This window comes from Paenibacillus sp. CFBP 13594 (assembly GCF_014842675.1).
GTDB classification, from domain to species: domain Bacteria; phylum Bacillota; class Bacilli; order Paenibacillales; family Paenibacillaceae; genus Paenibacillus; species Paenibacillus amylolyticus_B.
The window spans coordinates 23,588-45,307 of record NZ_JACYVQ010000006.1; the positions used below are offsets into that span (position 1 = coordinate 23,588).

21 protein-coding genes and 1 pseudogene are annotated in these 21,720 nt (G+C 46.4%); 18 read left to right on the forward strand and 4 right to left on the reverse strand.

What is annotated here, in order from left to right; all coding sequences use genetic code 11:
• Positions 1 to 17: 17 nt before the first annotated feature.
• From IFU39_RS19165 to IFU39_RS19205, 9 genes and pseudogenes are all read left to right on the forward strand, one after another.
• A pseudogene (locus IFU39_RS19165) lies at positions 18 to 443 on the forward strand (ATPase, T2SS/T4P/T4SS family); the annotation flags it as partial.
• 40 nt (positions 444 to 483) lie between these two features.
• Positions 484 to 1,227 carry a type II secretion system F family protein gene (locus tag IFU39_RS19170; RefSeq protein WP_105598426.1) on the forward strand — a complete coding sequence of 248 codons (744 nt, stop codon included), beginning with the start codon at positions 484 to 486 and terminating at the stop codon, positions 1,225 to 1,227.
• Positions 1,228 to 1,239: 12 nt separating this feature from the next.
• Positions 1,240 to 2,109, forward strand: coding sequence for a type II secretion system F family protein (locus tag IFU39_RS19175; RefSeq protein WP_091015287.1), 870 nt, complete (start codon positions 1,240 to 1,242; stop codon positions 2,107 to 2,109).
• Positions 2,110 to 2,120: 11 nt separating this feature from the next.
• Positions 2,121 to 2,309, forward strand: a complete 189-nt coding sequence (locus IFU39_RS19180; protein ID WP_047842034.1) for a Flp1 family type IVb pilin — start codon at positions 2,121 to 2,123, stop codon at positions 2,307 to 2,309.
• Entirely contained in the window at positions 2,293 to 2,967 is a 675-nt protein-coding gene (locus tag IFU39_RS19185; RefSeq protein WP_105597721.1) for a TadE/TadG family type IV pilus assembly protein, read from the forward strand. The genes IFU39_RS19180 and IFU39_RS19185 overlap by 17 nt, the downstream gene beginning before the upstream one ends.
• Positions 2,948 to 5,176 carry a hypothetical protein gene (locus IFU39_RS19190; RefSeq protein ID WP_244661033.1) on the forward strand — a complete coding sequence of 743 codons (2,229 nt, stop codon included), beginning with the start codon at positions 2,948 to 2,950 and terminating at the stop codon, positions 5,174 to 5,176. Before IFU39_RS19185 ends, IFU39_RS19190 begins: the two co-directional genes overlap by 20 nt.
• 29 nt (positions 5,177 to 5,205) lie before the next feature.
• On the forward strand, positions 5,206 to 6,237 hold the full coding sequence (locus IFU39_RS19195; protein ID WP_192134762.1) for a pilus assembly protein: 1,032 nt from the start codon (positions 5,206 to 5,208) through the stop codon (positions 6,235 to 6,237).
• Between the two features lie 11 nt (positions 6,238 to 6,248).
• On the forward strand, positions 6,249 to 6,764 hold the full coding sequence (locus IFU39_RS19200; RefSeq protein ID WP_192134296.1) for an A24 family peptidase: 516 nt from the start codon (positions 6,249 to 6,251) through the stop codon (positions 6,762 to 6,764).
• A 322-nt stretch (positions 6,765 to 7,086) separates the two neighbouring features.
• Entirely contained in the window at positions 7,087 to 8,859 is a 1,773-nt protein-coding gene (locus IFU39_RS19205; RefSeq protein ID WP_192134298.1) for a DUF6382 domain-containing protein, read from the forward strand.
• A gap of 12 nt (positions 8,860 to 8,871) precedes the next feature.
• Here IFU39_RS19205 and IFU39_RS19210 read toward each other — a convergent pair whose 3' ends face one another.
• Together IFU39_RS19210 and IFU39_RS19215 are read right to left on the reverse strand one after the other, a co-directional pair.
• Positions 8,872 to 9,783: a TIGR01777 family oxidoreductase gene (locus IFU39_RS19210; protein ID WP_105597724.1), complete on the reverse strand. Its 912-nt coding sequence runs from the start codon at positions 9,781 to 9,783 to the stop codon at positions 8,872 to 8,874.
• Between the two features lie 159 nt (positions 9,784 to 9,942).
• Positions 9,943 to 10,410: a DUF2621 domain-containing protein gene (locus IFU39_RS19215; protein ID WP_192134300.1), complete on the reverse strand. Its 468-nt coding sequence runs from the start codon at positions 10,408 to 10,410 to the stop codon at positions 9,943 to 9,945.
• A gap of 170 nt (positions 10,411 to 10,580) precedes the next feature.
• On the opposite strand from IFU39_RS19215, the gene IFU39_RS19220 reads away from it, so the two are divergent.
• Together IFU39_RS19220 and purU are read left to right on the forward strand one after the other, a co-directional pair.
• On the forward strand, positions 10,581 to 11,687 hold the full coding sequence (locus tag IFU39_RS19220) for a deoxyribonuclease IV (RefSeq protein ID WP_192134302.1): 1,107 nt from the start codon (positions 10,581 to 10,583) through the stop codon (positions 11,685 to 11,687).
• A gap of 42 nt (positions 11,688 to 11,729) precedes the next feature.
• Positions 11,730 to 12,623, forward strand: coding sequence for a formyltetrahydrofolate deformylase (purU, locus tag IFU39_RS19225; RefSeq protein ID WP_017689986.1), 894 nt, complete (start codon positions 11,730 to 11,732; stop codon positions 12,621 to 12,623).
• A gap of 74 nt (positions 12,624 to 12,697) precedes the next feature.
• On the opposite strand, the gene IFU39_RS19230 is transcribed toward purU, so the two are convergent.
• Positions 12,698 to 13,177 carry a hypothetical protein gene (locus IFU39_RS19230; protein WP_192134304.1) on the reverse strand — a complete coding sequence of 160 codons (480 nt, stop codon included), beginning with the start codon at positions 13,175 to 13,177 and terminating at the stop codon, positions 12,698 to 12,700.
• 431 nt (positions 13,178 to 13,608) lie between these two features.
• Between IFU39_RS19230 and tkt the strand changes: the two genes are divergently transcribed.
• The 5 genes from tkt (at position 13,609) to IFU39_RS19255 (ending at position 19,173) form a co-directional block, all read left to right on the forward strand.
• Positions 13,609 to 15,651, forward strand: coding sequence for a transketolase (gene tkt, locus IFU39_RS19235; RefSeq protein ID WP_036610788.1), 2,043 nt, complete (start codon positions 13,609 to 13,611; stop codon positions 15,649 to 15,651).
• A 195-nt stretch (positions 15,652 to 15,846) separates the two neighbouring features.
• Entirely contained in the window at positions 15,847 to 16,164 is a 318-nt protein-coding gene (ppnP, locus tag IFU39_RS19240; protein ID WP_017689983.1) for a pyrimidine/purine nucleoside phosphorylase, read from the forward strand.
• Positions 16,165 to 16,400: 236 nt separating this feature from the next.
• On the forward strand, positions 16,401 to 17,756 hold the full coding sequence (locus IFU39_RS19245; RefSeq protein ID WP_091015272.1) for a glucose-6-phosphate isomerase: 1,356 nt from the start codon (positions 16,401 to 16,403) through the stop codon (positions 17,754 to 17,756).
• A 176-nt stretch (positions 17,757 to 17,932) separates the two neighbouring features.
• Positions 17,933 to 18,565 carry a YigZ family protein gene (locus IFU39_RS19250; protein WP_036669098.1) on the forward strand — a complete coding sequence of 211 codons (633 nt, stop codon included), beginning with the start codon at positions 17,933 to 17,935 and terminating at the stop codon, positions 18,563 to 18,565.
• Positions 18,566 to 18,570: 5 nt separating this feature from the next.
• Positions 18,571 to 19,173, forward strand: coding sequence for a TetR/AcrR family transcriptional regulator (locus tag IFU39_RS19255; protein WP_192134306.1), 603 nt, complete (start codon positions 18,571 to 18,573; stop codon positions 19,171 to 19,173).
• A 189-nt stretch (positions 19,174 to 19,362) separates the two neighbouring features.
• Here the strand turns inward: IFU39_RS19255 and IFU39_RS19260 are convergent, their stop codons facing one another.
• Positions 19,363 to 19,764 carry a secondary thiamine-phosphate synthase enzyme YjbQ gene (locus tag IFU39_RS19260; protein WP_192134308.1) on the reverse strand — a complete coding sequence of 134 codons (402 nt, stop codon included), beginning with the start codon at positions 19,762 to 19,764 and terminating at the stop codon, positions 19,363 to 19,365.
• Positions 19,765 to 20,109: 345 nt separating this feature from the next.
• On the opposite strand from IFU39_RS19260, the gene cysT reads away from it, so the two are divergent.
• Together cysT and IFU39_RS19270 are read left to right on the forward strand one after the other, a co-directional pair.
• Positions 20,110 to 20,925, forward strand: coding sequence for a sulfate ABC transporter permease subunit CysT (cysT, locus tag IFU39_RS19265; RefSeq protein ID WP_017689978.1), 816 nt, complete (start codon positions 20,110 to 20,112; stop codon positions 20,923 to 20,925).
• On the forward strand, positions 20,922 to 21,719 hold the full coding sequence (locus tag IFU39_RS19270) for a sulfate ABC transporter permease subunit (RefSeq protein WP_017689977.1): 798 nt from the start codon (positions 20,922 to 20,924) through the stop codon (positions 21,717 to 21,719). The genes cysT and IFU39_RS19270 overlap by 4 nt, the downstream gene beginning before the upstream one ends.
• Position 21,720 lies beyond the last annotated feature (1 nt).

A 21,720-nucleotide genomic window follows, 5' to 3' on the forward strand; every position in this document is an offset into this window, starting at 1 on the left:
CTTATATGTACATACCACAGGCCATGAACACTGGCCATGATGGATCTTTGTCTACAGGGCATGCGAATACCATCTCGGACATGATTAGCAGACTCGAAACGATGGTGCTCAGTGGTGCAGATCTTCCCATTGCGGTTGTAAGGCAGCAGATTAGTTCAGCAATCGATATTTTCGTACATCTATCTCGGCTGCGAGACCGCTCACGGCGGGTGACAGAGATTAGTGAAGTGATTGGCATGCAGAACGGTGAGGTTTTGCTGAATCCACTGTTTCGTTTCCAGGAACAAGAAGAGCGTGAAGGCAAAATTATTGGTGGGTTAGTACAGGTTGGGAAGTTGAATCAGGTGGATAAAATTCAGATGGCTGGGCTCGGGGAATGGCTGAATGGATACATAGAACAATATAGTGTTGGAATAGATTCATTAGATAACAACGTGAATTAAAGTCATTGGAAGGTGATTATTGTTGGGTGAAGCCAGACAGATGTTGACGGATTACACCGTATATACGCTTTCCCGGAGACAACGAATGGTCTGTATGCTGATTAGTGGTCTGCTGTTTTTTGGCATCGGAATTCTGTTCTATCATCACTGGTTGGCTGGAGCGATCCTCGCTGCGGGTTGCATATGGGTACCAAAACATTGGACTAAAGTGCTGTTGGAACGAAAAAGAATGACACTCAGTTTACATTTTAAGCAAGCATTATATGCATTATCTTCGGCGCTAGCCGCAGGAAAATCGGTGGAAAATGGATTCAAGGAATCCGTGGAAGATCTGCGGATGTTGAACCCGGAAGCGGATACCGATCTGATTCGTGAGTTCACGATATTGCGGACACGGATGGAGTATGGACAACCAATCGAAGAGGCGCTACAGGATTTTTCGGATCGGGCGCAGATTGAAGATATTACGAATTTTGCAGATGTGTTCATTACGTGCAAACGAACTGGCGGGGATCTGGTTGAGGTTGTGCGTCGTACCTCTGCGGTGATTGGTGAGAAGCTGGATATTCAGCAGGATATTATGGTCGCGGTATCGCAGAAAAAGTTTGAATCAAAGGTGATGTTTGCCGCTCCATTTATTTTTCTGATATTCCTCAATCTGACCGCCAAGGATTTTATGGAGCCGTTATATAGCGGGATGGGGTACCTCATCTCTAGTAGTGCATTGGCAGTACTCGCCTGCTGTTATCTGTGGATTAATCGCATTATGGATATCAAAGTATAAGGAGCTGAAACGATGCTGCTTCCCGTTATAATCGCAGGGATGCTCGGAGCGGGATGGCTGGTGCTGGATCGAACCCGGGGACAGACCTACCGGCATTTGCGCAAGCTGGATATGGAAGGATTACGACTGAAAAAATTGCATGGCCCCTTCCTGTTTATATTGGACAAGTTTGAGATTGGACGCAGATTGCCAGTACTCATGTTTCGGATGCAACATGCCATTCAGAAAATGTATGGCATACAGCACAGTGGAGAGAAAACGATGCTCTATTGCGCTGAAATGTTGACCTATACATGGCTCATGTTGCTGGTTGGCTGCCTGTTATCACTCGTTGGAGATATGGGCATCGGAGGTATGATGGGTGGGCTCGCGCTCGGTGCAGTGTTGCCTTTTGCGCTCTACAAAGATCTCAATACAAAGGTGCAGCGAAGAGACCAGGATATTCTTATGGAACTGCCTGAGCTGCTGAACCGAATTGTACTGCTGGTTGGCGCAGGGGAGACCGTGCAACGCGCTATCGTTCACTGTGTGACAAGCCAGGGGGAACGGAATCATCCGTTGTACAACGAACTTAGAAAGACGGTGGGAGATTGGAATAATGGTTACTCGTTTCAACAATCATTTGAACAGTTCAGCCGCCGCTGCGGTGTACAGGAAGTAACGATTTTTACGACAACGGTGCTGCTGAATTTCCGGCGTGGGGGAGGTGACTTTGTATTGGCGCTGCGGGATCTGTCACATGTGTTGTGGGAGAAACGCAAGGCTGTCAGTCGGGCGAAGGGAGAACAGGCTTCTTCCAAATTGGTGTTTCCGATGGTACTGATCTTTTTTACGATTGTGGTCATGATCGGGGCACCTGCTTTTATGATGATGAATATGTAGGAGGAATTGGGATGATGGAAGTATTGAAGAACAAGGTAAACGCATTTTGGAAGGAAGAGGACGGGCTCGGCACATTGGAGCTGATTCTGATTATCGGAGTTATTATCATTATTGCTTTGATTTTCAAGGACCAAATTAAAAAATTGGTAGAAAGACTGTTAACTAATGTGAGTAATAAAAGTAATGAATTCTTCGAATAACAAGTTCAAAAAGGAAGAAGGGAGCTTCACGGTTGAAGCCTCCCTGATCTTCCCTGTTGTGCTGTTTATTCTTGTGTTGTTACTCTTCTTTACCATGTACATGTATCAAAAGACATTCCTGAATCAACATGCTTATGCAGCTTCCGAACGTGCAGCCTATAGCTGGGACAACAGCCACAAGCAGGCGATGACAGGTGAATATGTTGCTGGAGAACATGACAATCTGTACTGGCGACTGACGGACGATCGTATGCTTGGAGCGCTGTTTGGCTGGGCGGGAGCGGATAATCAGGTTAGCGTTTCTATACCTGCTGGTGAAGGCGGCAATCTCTCGGAACAGAAATTAGCACAAGCGGTGCAACATATGCCCTCAGCTATGAAAGGAACGATTGAGTATCAGAATTCTCTGATTCAGCGGAAAGTAACAACCAAGCTGGAACAAGTAATTTCTTTGCCTCTTCCTTCTTTTTTGTTCGATTCAGGTAACCGTGTACTGACCCAGGGATCGTCTGCAGTTGTTGAACCGGTTGAATTCATTCGAACTGTAGATTTAATCCGGTATTACGCAGCCAAGTTTAAAGGAAAAGGCGGTGCGGGGACCACTACAGCGGCAGAAGCCGGACAGGTTGTGCAGCATTTTGGCAAAAGCAAAAAGTGAGAAAAGGAGGAGGGCGGAACTGTTTAGAAAAAAAGACGGTGAATTGGGAGCCGTAACCCTTTTTTTAATATTAATATTGGCCGGAGTTTATATGTTTGTCGCTATATTTATTGATTACGCTCGTATAGCGGCATTCAAGGTGCAGACCGAACGGATGACACATGCTGCGATGAGATCCGTCATGTCAGCCTATGACACATCACTCCGAGAGTATGGTTTATTCGGGTATGGTGACAGCAGTGGGGATGCGATTATGGCTAAAGTATTGAATGATAGTGTGAAGCCTTCATCTGTAAAAGATGGATTCCCCATTCTGGATATCCAGTGGGATACAACTTCGCTGAGCATGGAGCGTGAACTGGGCAGATACGATATATTTAATCGCCAGATTCAGGAGGATATGAAGTATCGGGCTCCGGTTGATTTTACCCTTGAAGTGATCAATCGGTTCAAACCGATATCAGACGAGATGAAGGAAGCCGCGCACACGGTAGACTTGCTGAAAAAATTACAGAAGTTATATGACAAACGTGAAGAACTACTGGACGAAGCCATTGCCAATCAGACGGAATCCGCGGAGAAGCTGAAGAATCTTCCAAAGTTAATCATGGACCCGCCTTCACAAGCTATCTATGAAGAAATGTTGGAAGAAACACCAGAGACAGCTACCGAGGCAGCAGCACGTTATGCAGATTATCTTAACAAGAAACAGGCAGATGAGGGACTGCCGTTCAGAGAGCAACAATACATATTGGAACTGGCTCGTTATCGGACTGGTGTTGGTAATGTGGTGACAGGCATCAGCATGATTATACAACCGGCGTTACAGGCCCATCAAACGAAGCTGGAGGAAGCACAGTCCAAAATCGAAGAAGCACGTAAGATCAATGAGGAAATGAAACGTGTGATCGCGGAGGGGGAGAACCGTTCGCAGAATGCCAGTTACGACAACGTGGGCAACTCGGATCTGCCTGGAACGAGTCCTGCATCTACTGGATCAGGCAGTGAAGCTAAAAGCACACGTTCCCTCGCCTCGGAGCTTGTGAGGGCGGATAGCCTATTTGATCAGTTGAAAGCACGTGTGGTTTCACAGAATTCGGACTTCTCTAACGTCAGAAGAGACAACATGGAGTTGAATAATCAGCTTCGCAGCGTTACGGGAATGAGTGGAGTTCCAATTAAACCGGCGGTCAGACAGGCAAGTCAGGTTACGGAACGATATATGGACACCTATGTACGTAGCGGTCCTGCCAATCTCATCCTCCAAAGTAAGCAGCAGCTGGAAAGTGGTCGTGGGTCGGATGCCCAGCGCAAAGAGAATGACAAAGAATCCAAAGGGAAATTGAAGGAAGTCAAACGAATCTTGTCGCAGATTCAGAATGGAAGTTCGGGTTCCATGGACGCTTTCAAACAATTGGAGGAATATTACAACGCTAATATTGCTTTTAACGAGGCTAGTCGTGAGGAAGCCAAAAAGGCAGAGATTGCTGGTGATCCCTATGACTCTGGTGGCGATGCCATGAAGGGAATGGACAGTTTGTTTGGCGGGATGTCCGGTCTGCTGGACAGTCTTGGCGACGAATTATTTCAGAATGAATATGCTTTAGCCTATTTCAACTCCATGGATTTTGGTCAGTTATTTACCTGGACTGAAGGTGGTGGAGATGCTGGTGATGTCTTCAAATTGGAGAATCAGGAACTGGAGTATATCGTCTACGGGTTTCATAATCCTTCCGGTAACATCGCTGCGGCATATGCGGAGATATTTGGGATGCGGCTGGCTATTCGGACGGCCGAAGGGTTAATTGAGCACAGCAAGCTTGGGAACCCACTGCTGGTATTATCGGCGGCAATCTTATACGGGATTACAAACGCCATCGCGGATATGGTGAAACTAGCAAAAGAGGGCAGTGTGGAATTGTCCAAGTATATCAAAGTCAAACTGACGTACAGGGACCATCTCCGATTGTTTCTATTGATGCACAGCAACAATGAACGCAAAATGTCCAGAATGCTGGCTCTGATCCGATTGAATACGGGTGTGAATCCGGATGAGAAACAGACATACGCTTCGGGTAACATGCGCAGTAGCATCAAGCTGTGGTTTTTACCAGGGGTGGTTAGAAGCATAGGTGCAGTTATGGGTAGTGCGGATCAGGTTGAAGATGGGCGATTTTTCATTGAGCGGAAGGCGGATTATTCCTATTGAATGATCAGGATCGTTTCGGTGGAGGGATTATGGACAAGCAGCAACATTATGAAAAAGAAAGCGCACAAATGCAGACCCGTTTAATAAGAATAATCAGATTGCAGCGTTTGAAGTCTCTCAAAAAGCAGATATGTTCTCCGAAAAAGGAACAGGGCAGTATGGTTCTGGAAGCTTCACTGGTGTTACCTGTCTTTCTGTTCTTTATCATGTTTCTCATCTTCATAGTGCAGATGACTCTAATCTCCACAGCGTTACAAAGCACAGCGGGTGAAGCGGTGAAGCAGTTATCAACGAAAATATATCCCGTTTCCCTTGCATTCACACCTTCTGATTCTGCCGGAGGAGAAGGTTCTGGAGGGGGTTGGAAGATACCAGAGTTATCTCTGACGGAATGGGCAGAAGGTTATGCTTCTTCTCTACCCGAGCCATTAAGTGATTGGGTACGTTCAGCGGCGGCCAGTGGTGAACAGCCACTACAGGAGATCAAGACATCCGTCTTGGAAACCGTACTTGATCCCACGGTAAAACCGCTGCTTCAACCATTTATCGAGCCAACGCTGCTGAATATGGAACGTGTTCATGTGAATGGTATTTCGATACCTGATCTCAAAAACAAAACAAATCCATATTTCCGACTTGAACTGAGTTATGAATTGCCTGTAAAAGTCCCCTTTCTCAGTAAACCGCTTCGGATTCAGGCTGCTGCGGCAGAACGGGTATGGATTGGAGATACCGGAGAAGGATCGGATGGCAGCGCAGGAGACGGGGATACTGCGGGTTCAGCAACGGTACTGTTGAAGCCTGACCCGGCTTACATAGGCAACAATGCAACGATCAAGGTGAAGGTAGAACCAGGAGCGACAGCCAACTTAACGATATTTTACAAGTCAGGTGAAAGTTCTGCGAAGCACATCGGCTGGGCGAGCGCAGATGAGAATGGAATTATTGAATGGAACTGGTTTGTTGGTACTCGGACAACAGAAGGAACATGGAGTTTTGTCGTTGAGACAGGAGACGGTGCCAAGACGGAGACTACGTTTAATGTGGCCTCCAAGAAATAAGGAAGGGGATGATGGAGGTGGAGTGGTTCTACATTGCCTGTGGCCTATACATTATTGCAGCTTTTACTACTGACATTCGATCCATGAAAATTCCAAATCGATTGACTTTACCCGTGACTGTTGCAGGCGTATTGGCCCATATCATATGGGGAGGGTGGGATGGTTTCTTGTTCTCAGCCGCTGGATTTGCAGCAGGTTTTGGCATTTTGTTTCTGATGTATGCGATTGGGGCGGTAGGAGCAGGAGATGTGAAATTGTTTGGTGGGATTGGGGCATGGACGGGGTTTGCTTTTGGCATTCATGTGATTATTTACTCTGTTTTGTACGCGGGCGCAATTGGTCTAGTAATACTTCTATTCCGTAAAGATTCAGCAAAACGAATTCGAGGCATGGCAGGTAGTCTTGCAGGTTTTTTCATGCTCGGTTCGCTCAAGCTGGTAAATAAAGAGAAGACATTGAAATTTCCATTTATGCTGGCGGTGTTACCTGGATTTATCACGGTCCTTGTCTCAGGACTTTTCCCTTGATATCAGGAGTCTGGAAAACGCTAAGATAGCACTGCGATTGGAGTGGAAGAGTGTGGTGTATTGTAACTCAACTTATATCAACTAAATTTTTTACACGAGAACGGAGAGGACGGAAAAAACCTGAAGAAGCGGAGCTAAAAGCTTTCTGAAAGAAAGCTGCATCGGAAGCATATACTTCGCCTTTATCCCCGGATTTCCCCCTTTATAGAAGGGAATCAAGAAATCTGGGGATAACAGCGATCGGAAGGTTGTTCCGTCATCGAAGTACCTAGTGTAACTTTCTTTAGTTGATCCTATATAGCAATGGAAAGAGAGGATTGGCATGTATGGATTAACGAGAGATTTTATTCGTAACGGCGGAGCGTTCATGGTTTTGGAGAAAGATGACGGGTTACGAATGGAGGAATTGAGCCGGGTACAGATGGGGATGTTATCCTCCAATCAAATTCCGCGACTTCTTCCTGTTCATATTCGGGAAGTCGATCGAAATGTAACTTTGCAGTACGACATATCAGGGTACAAGATGTTATCCCAGATGTTAAAGTCAAGCAAAATCAAGTTACGGGTTCTGTATGGTTTGTTGTTCCAACTAGCTGATGCTTTCACGGAATGCCGGCAATATATGCTGGAGCCTCGTAAATTATTGATCCAGGAAGAGTACTTGTTCATCAAAGGTTCATTCGAACAGGGCGAACTTGGGATGGTATATGTACCAATCATGGATACAGTTGAAGTTGATCCAACGCCTCAGCAATTCCGTGAGCTGGTGATCAGGCTGATGGCACATGTACAGGAACTGCAGGGAGAAGGCATTCAGCGTGTTCTGCAGTTATGTGACAACGAGCGCTGGGATATCAGACAGTTGCGCGAGCTTCTGCTGGAATTATACGCTGACGAGCAAGAGAATGGAGGAGGCGCAGCATTTCTCTCATCCAGAACTTCGGAAACACCCAATGATTCAAGGGGTGATCTTCTTTCGTCGATTTCTGAGCGAGATAGCAGGCTAGTCACTGGTTCTTCTCGGCCATATCAAACGAGTATTTCCGTTCACAACGCTGCTGTGGGGCCTGGGCCAAATTTCCGTCAGCCGCAGAAAACGAGTGAATCCGAGGTTGAAGACATTCCGGTGAGATCTCGAACCTTTCCAGGCAGGCGCTCACCTGAGAAATATTCATTAGAGAGCTCAAACGACATGGATCAGGGACGAAGTAACCCATATGATTCGATAGAGCGTGTTGATATGGAGGTGGAGGAAAAGCCTGGTTCTTCAAAAGTAACCTATATCATATTGGGCTGCATGGTTGCCATGGCATTGGTATGGAGATTTATTTACATGGAGCAACCGGGACAGACGCAGATGATCCTGTGCATGGTACTCAGCCTTGGCTTATTTGGTGTAGCAGGATGGACGTGGAAGCGTAAGGGAAGCACTCATAATGACTCAGAGAATAAGCGGTCTTTTTCATTCAGTTTAGGTAAGAACAAAGGCAAGCAAACGGAAGAGGACGAGGAACAATTTCAGGAAAGTTGGCGCTGGAATACAGCTGATAGGAAAGAGGAACGCATAAACAAAACGGTTGCATCCGCCTCAGAAGGTGGTAGCGAGCATTCCCGTTTTCAAAGTCTACATATGACACCTGAACACTCTGATCCACCGTTCGTTCAGCGCCATGTGGAAACGGTAGCTTCAACTTCAGAGCTAATTCGACAGAATGCAATTGCGGAGGCAACCGTGAATTTGCAGAATCTGAGTGGAGGAATTGTTACAGGGGCAGGCTCGGTATTGCCATCATTTTATCTTGAACGAAGATCTGGCACCGGTGACCAACATGAACGGATGGATGTGCAAGGAGCATCTTTTGTCATCGGAAGATCAGTGGATATGGTTCAGTGGGTGGACACAGCGACCGGTGTGTCCCGTGCTCATGTGGAATTGAGCCGGAACAAATCGGGCTATGTCATTAAGGATCTGGGTTCAGTGAATGGGACCATTCTTCAGGGTAATATTCTTGCTCCGTATAAGGAGTATCCCTTGGCGGATGGAGACACATTTACACTTGCGGAATCTGTTTACACTTATCGGTCGGTTGGATAAGGCATAGTTCAATCAGTCAGACAAGCCGCGGTGCTTCAGATCTTCCAGTGCCTGGGTTAAGGTAGGGAAAGTGAATTGAAATCCGTGGTCGAGAGCTTTTTGCGGAATGACTCTCTGCCCCTGAAGCAGAACAACGGATAGTTCACCAACTAAGGTTTTAATTAAGAAGCTGGGTACAGGGAACCAGTGAGGGCGATGATACACCTTGCCCACTGTGCGTCCGAATTCATCATTGGTGACAGGGTTCGGGGAGGAAGCATTGACCGGACCTGACACTTGTTTATTTTGAATGCTAAAATCAATGAGTCTTACGATATCCATAATGTGAATCCAACTAGTCCATTGCTTGCCACTGCCGATCTTGCCACCAACACCCAGCATATAAGGAAGTTTCATCAATGGAAAAGCACCTCTTTTATGTCCAAGAACCAGACTTACCCGGATTTTAACGAGTCTTACATTTTTGATTGCATCTGCAGCGACTTCCCATTGTTCCGAGACCCGGGACGGGAAATTCATGGATTTTTGCGGACTGCTTTCGTCAAAGGTTTCGTTAGGAGAGGTTCCATAGATGGCCATGGCAGAAGCCTGAACGACCACTTCCGGCTTTTGTTCCAGGGATTCTACCAATCGGGCTACCCGCGCTACGGTCGTGACCCTGGATTCAACAATTTCCAGCTTCGCCTTGGTTGTCCAACGTTGATTCAGCGTTTCTCCGGCGAGGTTAACGAGAGCGTCCATACCTTCCAGCAAGTGAGGTTGTTCTTCGACTTGTTCCCACGATATATATGTAAGATTTTTACTTGGATTATGCAAGTCAGGCAGTTTTCGTGTAATAACTTTCACATGGTGCCCGGCTTGCAGCCAGTAATCTACAAGTGCTCCTCCCACAAATCCGGTACCTCCACAAATGGCAATTTTCATATCAAACATCCTCTCTGTATTTTCACTGCGCTGATATATACCGTTGGATCGACAAACAGCCCCGTACGGTAAGCACTGCCTGTTGGGAACAACCTACCTGACGGAGCATATCTGTATTTATTTAACCAAATCTATATGCCACTTAACTCATCTTTTATTTTATTTAATCAAATGTTGATAAGGGGAATAATCGATTTTGTTTTTCTCCAAAAATTTGACCAAAAACTTATTATCCCGCTTCGGTGTGGCAATAATGTATCCTTTGATGCAATGATCTCTCGATACTTCTGTGGCATTGTCTTCAACTGCAATCTTACCGATCTCTGCAGCAATGGAATGTTTGGCGATGTCTCGAAATGGCCCGGGAACAGGCTCCACTAGTTGATCCAAAAAAGCTTTGGCTTCATCTGTCCATAAGTGACGGCTGGCTTCAACCCAATAGTTCTGCCAATCCAGTTTGGACTTGCCGTCTGCTTTTGGTAGCACTTTCAAAAACTTGCGCATCATGAAGAATCCACCGATACACATGCTGCCAAGCAATAAAAAAGTCCAGAATGCGATTGTATTCATAAACCAATTGCTAGGGGAATTGCTGGTCAGTATCATCGCGTAGGAGTCGAAAATCATTGCGGAGTCACCTCGGTTCATTGATTTTCACGGAAAGACGGATTTCGCCTACCCATGTTCCACATATTAGCTGTCAGAAATAGCCTCTATCCCGAATTATAACGCATTTCTAGATTTATTTCGATAATCGCGTTAGAATAAGGGATAATTCAGATTAAGGGGGATCAATAATGCTGAAAATCGGCTCCCACGTGTCCTTTTCGGACAAGGGATTATTGAGTGCAACGAAGGAAGCGTCCTCGTACGGTTCCAGTTCGTTTATGATATATACGGGTGCACCACAGAATACACGTCGCAAGCCAATTGAATCCATGTATATTGAAGAAGGCAGACTTGCCATGCAAGAGGGTGGAATGGAAGATATCGTTGTCCATGCACCGTACATTATTAATCTTGGCTCATACAAAGACAACACGTATAGACTCGCTGTAGATTTCCTTCAGGAAGAGATCCGTCGTACACATGCCATTGGTGTGAAAAACATCGTATTACATCCCGGCGCATTTACAGACAAAGATGCCCACTATGGGATCGGACGGATCGCAGAAGGATTGAATGAAGTGCTGGAGGGTGTGAAAGACACGGATGTGAACATCGCTCTGGAGACCATGGCTGGCAAAGGTACGGAAATGGGGCGCAGTTTCGAAGAGATCGCCCAGATCATTGAGAAAGTAACGTATAACGAGCGCCTGACTGTGTGTATGGATACATGCCACATTCATGATGCCGGATATGATATCGTTAATGATTTTGACGGTGTACTGGAACAATTCGACCGCACGGTAGGACTTGACCGCATTGCCGTAATGCATATTAATGATAGTAAGAATGCTGTGGGTGCGCACAAGGACCGCCATACACCGATTGGCTCTGGCTGGATCGGGTTTGAAGCGATTAACCGCATTGTCAACCATGAGAAGCTTCAAGGACGTCCATTTATTCTGGAGACACCTTGGATTGGTAAAGAGGCCAAGACACAGCGTCCAATGTATGAGGTGGAGATTGCGCTGCTTCGTGGGGATGTTGCCGGTCGATTCGGCCAAGAATTCCTGACAGAAGTAGAACAATTGCAACATTTTTTCAAAGGTAAAGAGATTGAGTCCCGTTCGTATATTCTGGATGTGTGGACGTTGCTCAAAAATGATGCCAAAGCCAAAAAGGCAGACCCGCGCGAACCGCTGGAACGCCTCTATGACATGGTGACTGAAGCTGCGTTGTTCCCACATTTGAATGAAGAACAACTGAATCATCGCTTGATTGCATGGCTTGCGGGTTAACCCCGCAGGTCATGGCTTAATTGAAGGAGGAAGAATAACCCGATGGAGATCCACGCTAAACAAGTACGCCCTGATTCTAAAAACCGCGCCGATCGTGCGCGCATGCTCATTTCCTGTCCGGATGGTCCAGGAATTGTAGCTGCCGTCTCTCATTTCCTGCACCAGCATGGTGCAAATATTGTTCAGTCGGACCAGTACACCATGGACCCAGCTGGCGGCATGTTCTTTATGCGAATTGAGTTTGATCTTCCGCAATTGTTGGTCAATTTGCCGAAACTGGAAGCTGATTTTGCAGAAGTGGCAAGCCGTTTCCAAATGGAATGGACGTTATCTGCGGTTAGCCGCAAGAAGAAACTGGCTATCTTTGTATCCAAAGAAGATCATTGTCTGGTTGAATTGTTGTGGCAATGGCAGGCAGGCGACCTGGATGCTGATATTGCTCTTGTGGTCAGCAACCATCTGGACATGAAGGACTATGTAGAATCATTTGGCATTCCATATCATCATATTCCGGTAACAGCAGATACGAAGAAAGAAGCGGAACAGCGCCAACTGGACGTCATCGGCAACGATGTGGATGTGATCATTCTGGCTCGTTACATGCAGATTATCTCTCCAATGTTCATTGAGCATTACCGCAATCGAATCATTAATATTCACCATTCGTTCCTGCCAGCCTTTGTGGGTGGTAAACCGTATGCGCAGGCGTACAACCGTGGTGTCAAAATTATCGGTGCGACAGCGCACTATGTTACGGAAGAACTGGATGGCGGACCAATTATCGAACAGGACGTGCAGCGTGTAAGCCACGGGGACGATGTAACCGAGCTGAAGCGTATTGGACGTACCATTGAGCGTGTTGTGCTTGCACGTGCCGTGAAATGGCATGTCGAAGACCGGGTTCTCGTTCATGAAAATAAGACGGTCGTATTTTAAGTTTACACTTTAATACTGTGCAAGGTTGATTCGGAACCTCGTAATAGACTAACAATAAAGCGACCCCAATTCGTTTACGAAACGGGATTCGCTTTTTTTGTTGTGTTGATATACTTTCCGCACAAGCCAAGCATAATACCGAATAGCAGATGTCCTACAATCCAGTAGAGGATGGCGGACACATCGTACAGGTCTGGCACACGTGATGATAATTGAGAGAGTGGAATGTAGAGCAGGGATGAGGCGGCACCAAGCAAAATTCCTTTGAACATGGGACGCCCTGTAAGTCGTACCCACCACACATAGAGGATGCCGATCACAACGGACACAACTAGATGCAGAGAAAATTCAATGATTTCGGGTAAGGTTGGCGGAAGTCCAGGTACAAAATCAATATTCAGAAGTAAGGTATATACCTTTTCACCAGTGTAAAGCTGAATTATTTTGAGGAATAATCCAAGGACAACTCCGGAAACCATACCTGTTAAAATGCCCGAGATCCAGGGTAATGAACGATTTGAGTACCCAGTAGGGTGAGCAGCAGGTACAGACATGATAACAACCTCCTATGATTGATGCTTACTTTGAAAAGTAAACCACAGTCCCGCTTTCGAATCCATATTCAGGATATGTTATGTAAATTTAACTTGAATATCTAAAAAGTGTATGGTTTTCGTGTTAAAGGTTATACTTCATCCGATGGATTTGCGAGGCTTAATAGGTCTGTTTATGGAATTTAATGCCTTGTTCTGGTACGGTTTTTGCTTGATTGGCAAGGGATTATTCATCACAAACAACCAATTTTTCACGAACTTCTGAAAGAAGGTTATGGAAAAGCTTCACGCCAAGTGATACAATACAAAAGTGAATAAGTCAAAATGAAACACTCAAGCGGATTCACTTATTGTGAAATTCGGTTTGCTTGTATGATGAGAGGGATTCGCTTGCGCACCCGACTTATCTAAAGACATGAGGAGGACAAACCATGACTGACAAGAACGAAGCGATTCAAAAGGACGAGAACACTACAATCGACAACCTGTCGATTACGACCGTACGTACTTTGGCGATTGATGCAATTGAGAAGGCAAATTCCGGACATCCGGGTATGCCTATGGGCTCCGCTCCAATGGGGTACCAACTTTTTGCAAAAACGATGACTCATAACCCGGACCACCCAACTTGGGTTAACCGGGACCGTTTTGTCCTGTCTGCAGGACACGGCTCCATGTTGCTGTACAGCTTGCTGCACCTGAGCGGATATGATCTTCCAATGGAAGAACTGAAACAGTTCCGTCAATGGGGAAGCAAAACTCCGGGTCACCCGGAATTCGGACATACTGCAGGTGTTGATGCAACTACCGGCCCACTGGGTCAAGGTATTGCAATGGCTGTAGGTATGGCGATGGCTGAAGCTCAACTGGGCGCAACTTACAATAAAGACAAGTTCAACGTAGTTGACCACTACACTTACGCAATCTGTGGTGATGGTGACTTGATGGAAGGCGTATCTCATGAATCAGCTTCCCTGGCTGGACGTTTGCACCTGGGCAAACTGATCATGTTGTTCGACTCCAATGACATCACGCTCGATGGTAAATTGGATCTGTCTTCTTCCGAAAGCATCGCGAAGCGTTTTGAAGCTTATGGCTGGCAAGTGCTGCGCGTTGAAGATGGTAACGATCTGCCTGCAATTGAAAAAGCAATTCAGGAAGGTCAAGCAGATACGCTGCGTCCTACACTGATCGAAGTTAAAACGGTTATCGGTTATGGTAGCCCGAACAAACAAGGTAAAGGCGGCCACGGCGGTACTCACGGATCTCCACTGGGTGCAGACGAAGCCAAATTGACTAAAGAGTATTACAAATGGGTTTATGAAGAAAACTTCCACGTACCAGCTGAAGTTCGCGATCACTTTGCACAAGTGAAAGATCGTGGTATCTCTGCTAACAAAGCTTGGGACGAGAAATTTGCCGAGTACAAAAAAGCATTCCCTGAGCTGGCAGCTCAATTCGAAACAGCGATTAACGGCGACCTTCCAGAAGGATGGGACCGTGATCTTCCTAAATATGCAGCAACAGACAAAGCCCTTTCAACTCGTGTAGCATCCGGTAACGCTCTGAACGGTCTGGCGCACAACGTGCCACAACTGACAGGTGGATCTGCTGACTTGGAAAGCTCCACAATGACTCACTTGAACAACCTGGAGAACTTCACACCTGAAGATTACTCCGGCCGTAACATCTACTTTGGTATCCGTGAATTCGGTATGGCTGGAGCAATGAACGGTATGGCACTGCACAGCGGTGTGAAAGTATTCGGAGGTACGTTCTTCGTATTTACCGATTACCTGCGTCCAGCTGTTCGTCTGGCTGCCCTGATGGGATTGCCTGTAACGTATGTTCTGACTCACGACAGTATCGCTGTTGGTGAAGACGGTCCTACGCACGAACCGATCGAGCAATTGGCATCCCTGCGTATCATTCCTAACCTGACGGTTATTCGTCCGGCTGATGGTAATGAAACTTCGGCTGCTTGGGCTTACGCGCTTGAGAACAAGAGCAACCCGGTTGCACTCGTACTCACTCGTCAAAACCTGCCGATCCTGGAAGGTACGGTTGAAGGTTCACGTGAGAACGTGAAACGTGGTGCTTATGTTGTCTCTGATGCAAAAGATGGCAAAGCGGTAGCACAAATCATCGCAACAGGTTCTGAAGTGCAATTGGCTGTTAAAGCTCAAGCAGCACTTGCAGAACAAGGCATCCAAGTGCGCGTAATCAGCATGCCAAGTTGGGATCTGTTCGAGAAACAAGACAAAGCTTATAAAGAGTCCGTTCTTCTTCCGGATGTTAAAGCTCGTCTTGCAATTGAAATGGCTTATCCAATGGGCTGGGAGAAATATGTTGGCGATCAAGGTGACATTCTCGGAATCAGCACATTTGGTGCTTCCGCGCCTGGCGACCGTGTTATCCAAGAATATGGCTTTACAGTGGATAACGTGGTTAGCCGCGTAAAAGCATTGCTGTAATAGAGGTTGTTCAAAAAGTCTGCTTTTGATTACGAAGGATGCCTCACGGCATCATAAGCGCTGCTATGGTCGGGATAGCATCATGCTGTCCTGATCCATGGCAGCAAGTTATTTCCGCAGAACATGGGCGATAAATGTTATCGCCCTGATCTGTTTTGCCTTTTGTTTTCATTAACTTCAGGGGAGCGGGTACGCATGTCACAATTCGATCAAGTCAGTGTAGTGAAAGAGGCCAACATTTATTATGATGGTCAGGTAACCAGCAGAACAGTTATTTTGGGGGATGGCAGCAAAGTGACTCTGGGCATCATGCTTCCAGGCAGTTATGAATTCGGTACGGATTCCCGTGAAATTATGGAGATTCTGTCCGGAGATCTGAAAGTATTGCTTCCCGGAGAAGAAGAGTGGCAAGAGATTCAAGGCCAAGCTACGTTCCACGTGCCTGCCGAATCCAAATTTAAACTGGAGATACGCAGCGTTACTGACTACGTCTGCTCGTACCCGGCGGAATAACATAAGAAGGGTAAGCAGAACCGCAACCCGCGGATTCGGTTTACCCTTTTTGCTTCTTGAATTCTAACGACAAAGTTCGAGCTGCAAGCTTGTCAGCCCCGTGGATTTGAAGTATCCTTAAGGCAAGTTGTTTAGAATGGAATACGGACATAATATAAGAGGTTGTTCAAAAAGTCCGCTTTTGATTACAAAGTTTGAACACGCACTATAATCGAAATCAGGAGGTTTTTGAGATCATGGCAAAAAAAGTGACATTTGACTATAGCACGGCATTGCAATTTGTAAATCAGCACGAAGTGGATTATTTCGCAGAACCGATTCGTCTGGCTCACGAGCAGCTTCACAACGGAACAGGAACAGGCTCCGATTATCTGGGCTGGATTGACCTGCCAACGGCTTATGACAAAGAAGAGTTTGCTCGCATTCAAAAAGCGGCTGCCAAGATCCAAAGCGACTCCGAAGTACTGATTGTTATCGGTATCGGTGGATCATATCTGGGTGCACGTGCAGCGATTGAAATGTTGACACACTCGTTCTATAACAATCTGCCAAAAGACAAACGCAAAACACCTGAAATCTATTTTGCAGGAAACAATATCAGTTCCACATATGTAACTCATTTGCTGGATCTGGTTGAAGGCAAAGATTTCTCCGTTAACGTTATCTCCAAATCCGGTACAACAACAGAGCCGGCGATTGCTTTCCGTATCTTCCGTGCAGCATTGGAAGAGAAATATGGTAAGGAAGAAGCTCGCAAACGCATCTATGCTACAACAGACAAAGCGCGTGGTGCACTGAAAGAACTGGCAAATGCAGAAGGATACGAATCTTTCATTATTCCTGATGATGTAGGTGGACGTTACTCCGTTCTGACAGCTGTAGGTTTGCTGCCAATCGCAGCAGCTGGTATCAACATCGAAGAAATGATGCAAGGTGCGGCTGATGCATCCAAGGAATACAGCAACCCGAACGTAGCTGAGAATGAAGCATATCAATATGCTGCAGTTCGTAACGCATTGTATCGTAAAGGCAAAGGAACTGAGATTCTTGTAAACTATGAGCCATCTCTGCACTTCGTGTCCGAGTGGTGGAAACAACTGTTTGGAGAGAGTGAAGGTAAAGACTACAAAGGGATCTATCCTGCATCCGTTGATTTCTCTACTGACTTGCACTCCATGGGTCAATTCATTCAGGAAGGTAGCCGGAATATCTTCGAAACGGTTATCCAGGTTACTGAAGTTGCTGAGCATATCTCAATCAAATCCGATCCGGACGATCTGGATGGTTTGAACTTCCTTGAAGGAAAAACGATGGACTTTGTTAACAAAAAAGCGTTCCAAGGAACACTGCTTGCACATACGGATGGTCAAGTACCAAACCTGATTGTGAACATTCCAGATATGACTCCATATTCTTTCGGATATCTGGTATACTTCTTTGAAAAAGCATGCGGTATCAGTGGCTACCTGCTGGGCGTCAATCCATTTGACCAACCAGGCGTGGAAGCTTACAAGAAAAATATGTTCGCACTGCTGGGCAAACCAGGCTTTGAAGAAGAGAAAGCAGCGCTCGAAGCGAGACTTTCCGAATAATTCATCGGTCTGCTCATATAGTTAAATAAGGTAATGTAAATCTAACCGGGAATCACTGTTCGTGTAAGATGCAGGGTTCCCGGATATAGATAACCAGGGCAGTTCGTCCGCGTTCGCGCGGTGAACTGCTTTCTTGTAAAATGGACTCAGGAAAAGATCAGAAAGTTGGATTTAGGATGATTGAACGTTATCGCACGGTTCGAGGACCGGGCAATCTGGAAATTGTAATCAAGAAGTCGCGATTTATCGGTCATATTATGCCGGTCACGACAGAGGAAGAGGCTGTTGCTTTCATCGATGAGATCAAGAAAAAACATTGGAATGCAACTCATAACTGCTCTGCATACATGATTGGGGAGCGGGACGAGATCCAGAAGCAATCCGATGATGGTGAACCCAGCGGAACAGCAGGGAAACCCATTCTTGAAGTGATCAAAAATCAGAAATTAAAAAATGTGGCAATTGTGGTTACGCGATACTTCGGGGGAATTATGCTTGGAGCTGGCGGGTTAATTCGTGCTTATACGGATGGAGCTGTAGCAGCCATTGAAGCCGGAGAAGCCATTACCAACGTGCTGCATCGTGAAGTGTTTGTTGAACTGGATTATACGTGGCTGGGTAAAGTGGAAAATGAGTTAAGAAGCCGGGAAGTCCGTACAGGTGAAACTGGATTCACCGATAAGGTTACGTTGACTTGTCTTCCGCCGGATAGTGAAACCGAGGCTTTTATAGCCTGGATCACGGATTTGACGCAAGGGCAATCCCGGATCACGGAGGGACAGCGGCTTTATTTTATTGAAGGGGAATAAAATATATGGCTAGAAGAGCAGTCGAACAGGAGTTGTCGAGGGAGCGGATACTGGAGGCGGCGAGGCACCTTTTTATTACCAAAGGATACCGCGCCATTTCGATGCGAAGCATCGGCCAGCATCTGGGCTATAGTCATGGGTCGCTGTATTATCACTTTAAGGAAAAGGCAGAGCTGTTCTATGCCATCGTGGTTGAAGATTTTAATCATCTGGGGCATTTACTGCTGCAAGCCATGGTCAGGCCGGTTCGTGATGATGTGAGCAAGGTAGAGCACATTATGATGGAGTTTATTCGCTTTGGTCTGGAGAATCCATACCAGTACGAAATTATGTTTATGATCAGGGATGAAGAACTGTTGTCTTATTGTCGTACCGAACAGGGACGTTGCTTCGAATTGTTTGCATCGATTATAAGGCAGTATATGAATGAAGCGAACTGTACGGAAGAGGATATTCAAAGGGTACCGCGTACGCTATTTTTGGCTATGCACGGATTCATTTCTTATTACATTCAGGACCGTTTAACGTTTGTGGAGATTGAATCGTCTGCGCTGTCTCATGTCAAAGTGCTGTGCCGCAATCTGGATCAGCAGCCTGGCGACCAATAATGGCGCTGTTGTTGCACCCCTACACTTCAGGGCGGTGATTTGTCATAACTTTAATTCTTTATAACGTTGTCTCGCGAAAGTTAGCATACGTAGCAGACCAAGTCAGGCGGCTCCGACCCGGAATGAGGGTGGACCGCCTGTTTGTGTTTGCAAAAATGAAAGAGTATTTGGCAGGCCTATTGGACCCAACTAACCTTCCATGATTTTGAGAAAATACTCCCGCTCACGTGGTCCATCGAATTCGCAAAAGTAAATGCCTTGCCAGCGGCCAAGCATCAGTCTGCCTTCGTGAATAATCACCGCCTGTGATGGCCCTGTTGTGATCGATTTGAGGTGAGAGGCTGTATTGCCTTCGGCATGTCGATACTCGGGATGCTCCCAGGGATACACCTCATCCAGGCGCAACAAGACATCGTGTTTCACATCCGGATCTGCATTTTCGTTGATGGCTATACCCGCCGTTGTATGTGGACAGTAGATGAGCACCGTCCCATTCTGCACTCCGCTACTCTGGACAACCTGCTTTACGTCCCATGTGATATCCTTCATTTCATCTCGTGTGGAAGTGGACATATTCTTCTTGTATAACATCTTAAATCACTCCTTAGGATCTCATTTCTTACCCTCGATTGTACCTTAACCACTACATACCAAACAAACCACATATAACGCTGATTATGGGAATTGCATCATAACGGAGAGGACAGAAATAACCTGAAGTGATTTTATTAATTAATCTCAGATGTGGCCCAATTATATTCAATAAAAGCATTGACGATTAGCACTGCAAACTGGTAAAGTATCAGAAAAGCAAAACCAAGTAGACTAATGGGAATAATATTAAAGTAATATCATCCAACTTAGGAAAAATGTCGTATTGAAGCCAGGAAGACTGCCGACCGGAGCTAAAGCCGGAGGCTGGGAGGGAACGCAGCAATGAATACCGTTCTTCGTCATAAGGGATGGACTTGGGGATTCCGCAGTACCGTATTGTTATATTTTATCGTACTTATTGTACTTCCAATCATCGGTGTGTACGTCAATTCCTTCTCTGAAGGATGGAGCAACTTTGTTCAGAGCATTATGGACCCTATTGCGTGGAAAGCCGTACTGCTGACCATTCGGCTGGCCGTGATTGCTACGCTAATTAATGTGGTTCTGGGCACGATGATCGCTTGGGTGTTGACAAGGTATCGCTTTGTCGGCCGATCGTTTCTTAACAGTCTGGTTGATCTCCCGTTTGCACTGCCAACAGCGGTGGGCGGTTTGATGATTATGCTGCTTTTGGGTCCGGTCAGTGCCATCGGAAAACTGGCAGAATCCATGGGATTTGAGATTGTATTTCACCAGCCCGCCATTGTTATCGCGATGACCTTTGTCACGTTTCCGTTTGTTATTCGTGCGGTGCAGCCTTTGCTGGAAGAAATCGATCCTTCTGAGGAAGAGGCCTCATACACGATGGGGGCATCCAAGGCGCGCACGTTCATGCAGGTTATTCTGCCGTCCATGGCACCTGGCATGATCAGTGGAGGGATGTTGGCTTTCTCCAGAGGACTGGCTGAATTCGGGGCTGTCGTGCTGGTGGCTGGTAACATTCCGGGAAGAACACTGACTGCTTCCGTATTTATATACGGGGAGATTGAAAGTGATAATCCAACGGGAGCCGCTGCGGTATCCGTGTTGCTCCTGACGCTCTCCTTCCTGATCCTCTGGCTGATCAATCTGGTGCAGATGCGGGGGAGAAGACGATGAGACGACTCTTAATCGGACTGACGTTTGCGGTATTTATAGTACTGTTGATCATCCCGCTTGGACGCATTTTTATTGGTGCATTTGAAGACGGGGCAGGTGGATTCCTGAAAGGGCTGATGCGCCCTGAGGCGTTACACGCCTTGATGATGACCGGACTGGTGGTCCTGGTGGTCACCCTGTTAAATACATTGTTTGGCATCATGATGGCTCTGTATCTGGTTCGTGCCGGATGGTTGAGTGAACGGATAAAAGGGCTGCTGAACAGCATTGTAGACTTGCCTTATGCCGTATCTCCTGTCATTGGCGGTTTGATGATTGTATTGATGTTGGGACCTAACAGCATTATGGGTGCTTTTTTTGAAGGAATTGGATTCAATGTGGTCTATGCCTTCCCAGGTATGGTGATCGCAACGTTATTTGTTACCTTTCCACTGATGGTCAGGGAGGTTATGCCTGTCCTCCAGGAACTCGGTTCTCAGCAAGAGGAGGCTGCATCTACACTTGGCGCCTACGGCTGGAGAACGTTCTGGAGTGTGACATGGCCTTCGATCCGCTGGGCGGTAGTGTATGGTCTGGTCTTGACGGTTGCCCGCTCACTTGGGGAATTCGGTGCAGTGCTGGTTGTATCCGGTAATATTATGAACAAAACGCAGACCGCAACAACCCTGGTGTATCAGGATGTTGAGAATTTTAATGTGGCTGCCGCAAATGGTGTGGCATTGGTGCTGGTCACCTTCTCCGTCGGGCTGCTGCTCATGATGGAATGGGCCAAGAAGCGAAAGGAAGTGCATTGAT

Excerpts from the sequence above, each read along its gene's own strand:
- IFU39_RS19170 (WP_105598426.1), top strand. The coding sequence starts at position 484 with ATGTTGACGGATTACACCGTATATACGCTTTCCCGGAGACAACGAATG.
- IFU39_RS19175 (WP_091015287.1), top strand. The coding sequence starts at position 1,240 with ATGCTGCTTCCCGTTATAATCGCAGGGATGCTCGGAGCGGGATGGCTG.
- IFU39_RS19180 (WP_047842034.1), top strand. The coding sequence starts at position 2,121 with ATGATGGAAGTATTGAAGAACAAGGTAAACGCATTTTGGAAGGAAGAG.
- IFU39_RS19185 (WP_105597721.1), top strand. The coding sequence starts at position 2,293 with ATGAATTCTTCGAATAACAAGTTCAAAAAGGAAGAAGGGAGCTTCACG.
- IFU39_RS19195 (WP_192134762.1), top strand. The coding sequence starts at position 5,206 with ATGGACAAGCAGCAACATTATGAAAAAGAAAGCGCACAAATGCAGACC.
- IFU39_RS19200 (WP_192134296.1), top strand. The coding sequence starts at position 6,249 with ATGGAGGTGGAGTGGTTCTACATTGCCTGTGGCCTATACATTATTGCA.
- IFU39_RS19205 (WP_192134298.1), top strand. The coding sequence starts at position 7,087 with ATGTATGGATTAACGAGAGATTTTATTCGTAACGGCGGAGCGTTCATG.
- IFU39_RS19210 (WP_105597724.1), bottom strand. The coding sequence starts at position 9,783 with ATGAAAATTGCCATTTGTGGAGGTACCGGATTTGTGGGAGGAGCACTT.
- IFU39_RS19215 (WP_192134300.1), bottom strand. The coding sequence starts at position 10,410 with ATGATTTTCGACTCCTACGCGATGATACTGACCAGCAATTCCCCTAGC.
- IFU39_RS19220 (WP_192134302.1), top strand. The coding sequence starts at position 10,581 with ATGCTGAAAATCGGCTCCCACGTGTCCTTTTCGGACAAGGGATTATTG.
- purU (WP_017689986.1), top strand. The coding sequence starts at position 11,730 with ATGGAGATCCACGCTAAACAAGTACGCCCTGATTCTAAAAACCGCGCC.
- IFU39_RS19230 (WP_192134304.1), bottom strand. The coding sequence starts at position 13,177 with ATGTCTGTACCTGCTGCTCACCCTACTGGGTACTCAAATCGTTCATTA.
- tkt (WP_036610788.1), top strand. The coding sequence starts at position 13,609 with ATGACTGACAAGAACGAAGCGATTCAAAAGGACGAGAACACTACAATC.
- ppnP (WP_017689983.1), top strand. The coding sequence starts at position 15,847 with ATGTCACAATTCGATCAAGTCAGTGTAGTGAAAGAGGCCAACATTTAT.
- IFU39_RS19245 (WP_091015272.1), top strand. The coding sequence starts at position 16,401 with ATGGCAAAAAAAGTGACATTTGACTATAGCACGGCATTGCAATTTGTA.
- IFU39_RS19250 (WP_036669098.1), top strand. The coding sequence starts at position 17,933 with ATGATTGAACGTTATCGCACGGTTCGAGGACCGGGCAATCTGGAAATT.
- IFU39_RS19255 (WP_192134306.1), top strand. The coding sequence starts at position 18,571 with ATGGCTAGAAGAGCAGTCGAACAGGAGTTGTCGAGGGAGCGGATACTG.
- IFU39_RS19260 (WP_192134308.1), bottom strand. The coding sequence starts at position 19,764 with ATGTTATACAAGAAGAATATGTCCACTTCCACACGAGATGAAATGAAG.
- cysT (WP_017689978.1), top strand. The coding sequence starts at position 20,110 with ATGAATACCGTTCTTCGTCATAAGGGATGGACTTGGGGATTCCGCAGT.
- IFU39_RS19270 (WP_017689977.1), top strand. The coding sequence starts at position 20,922 with ATGAGACGACTCTTAATCGGACTGACGTTTGCGGTATTTATAGTACTG.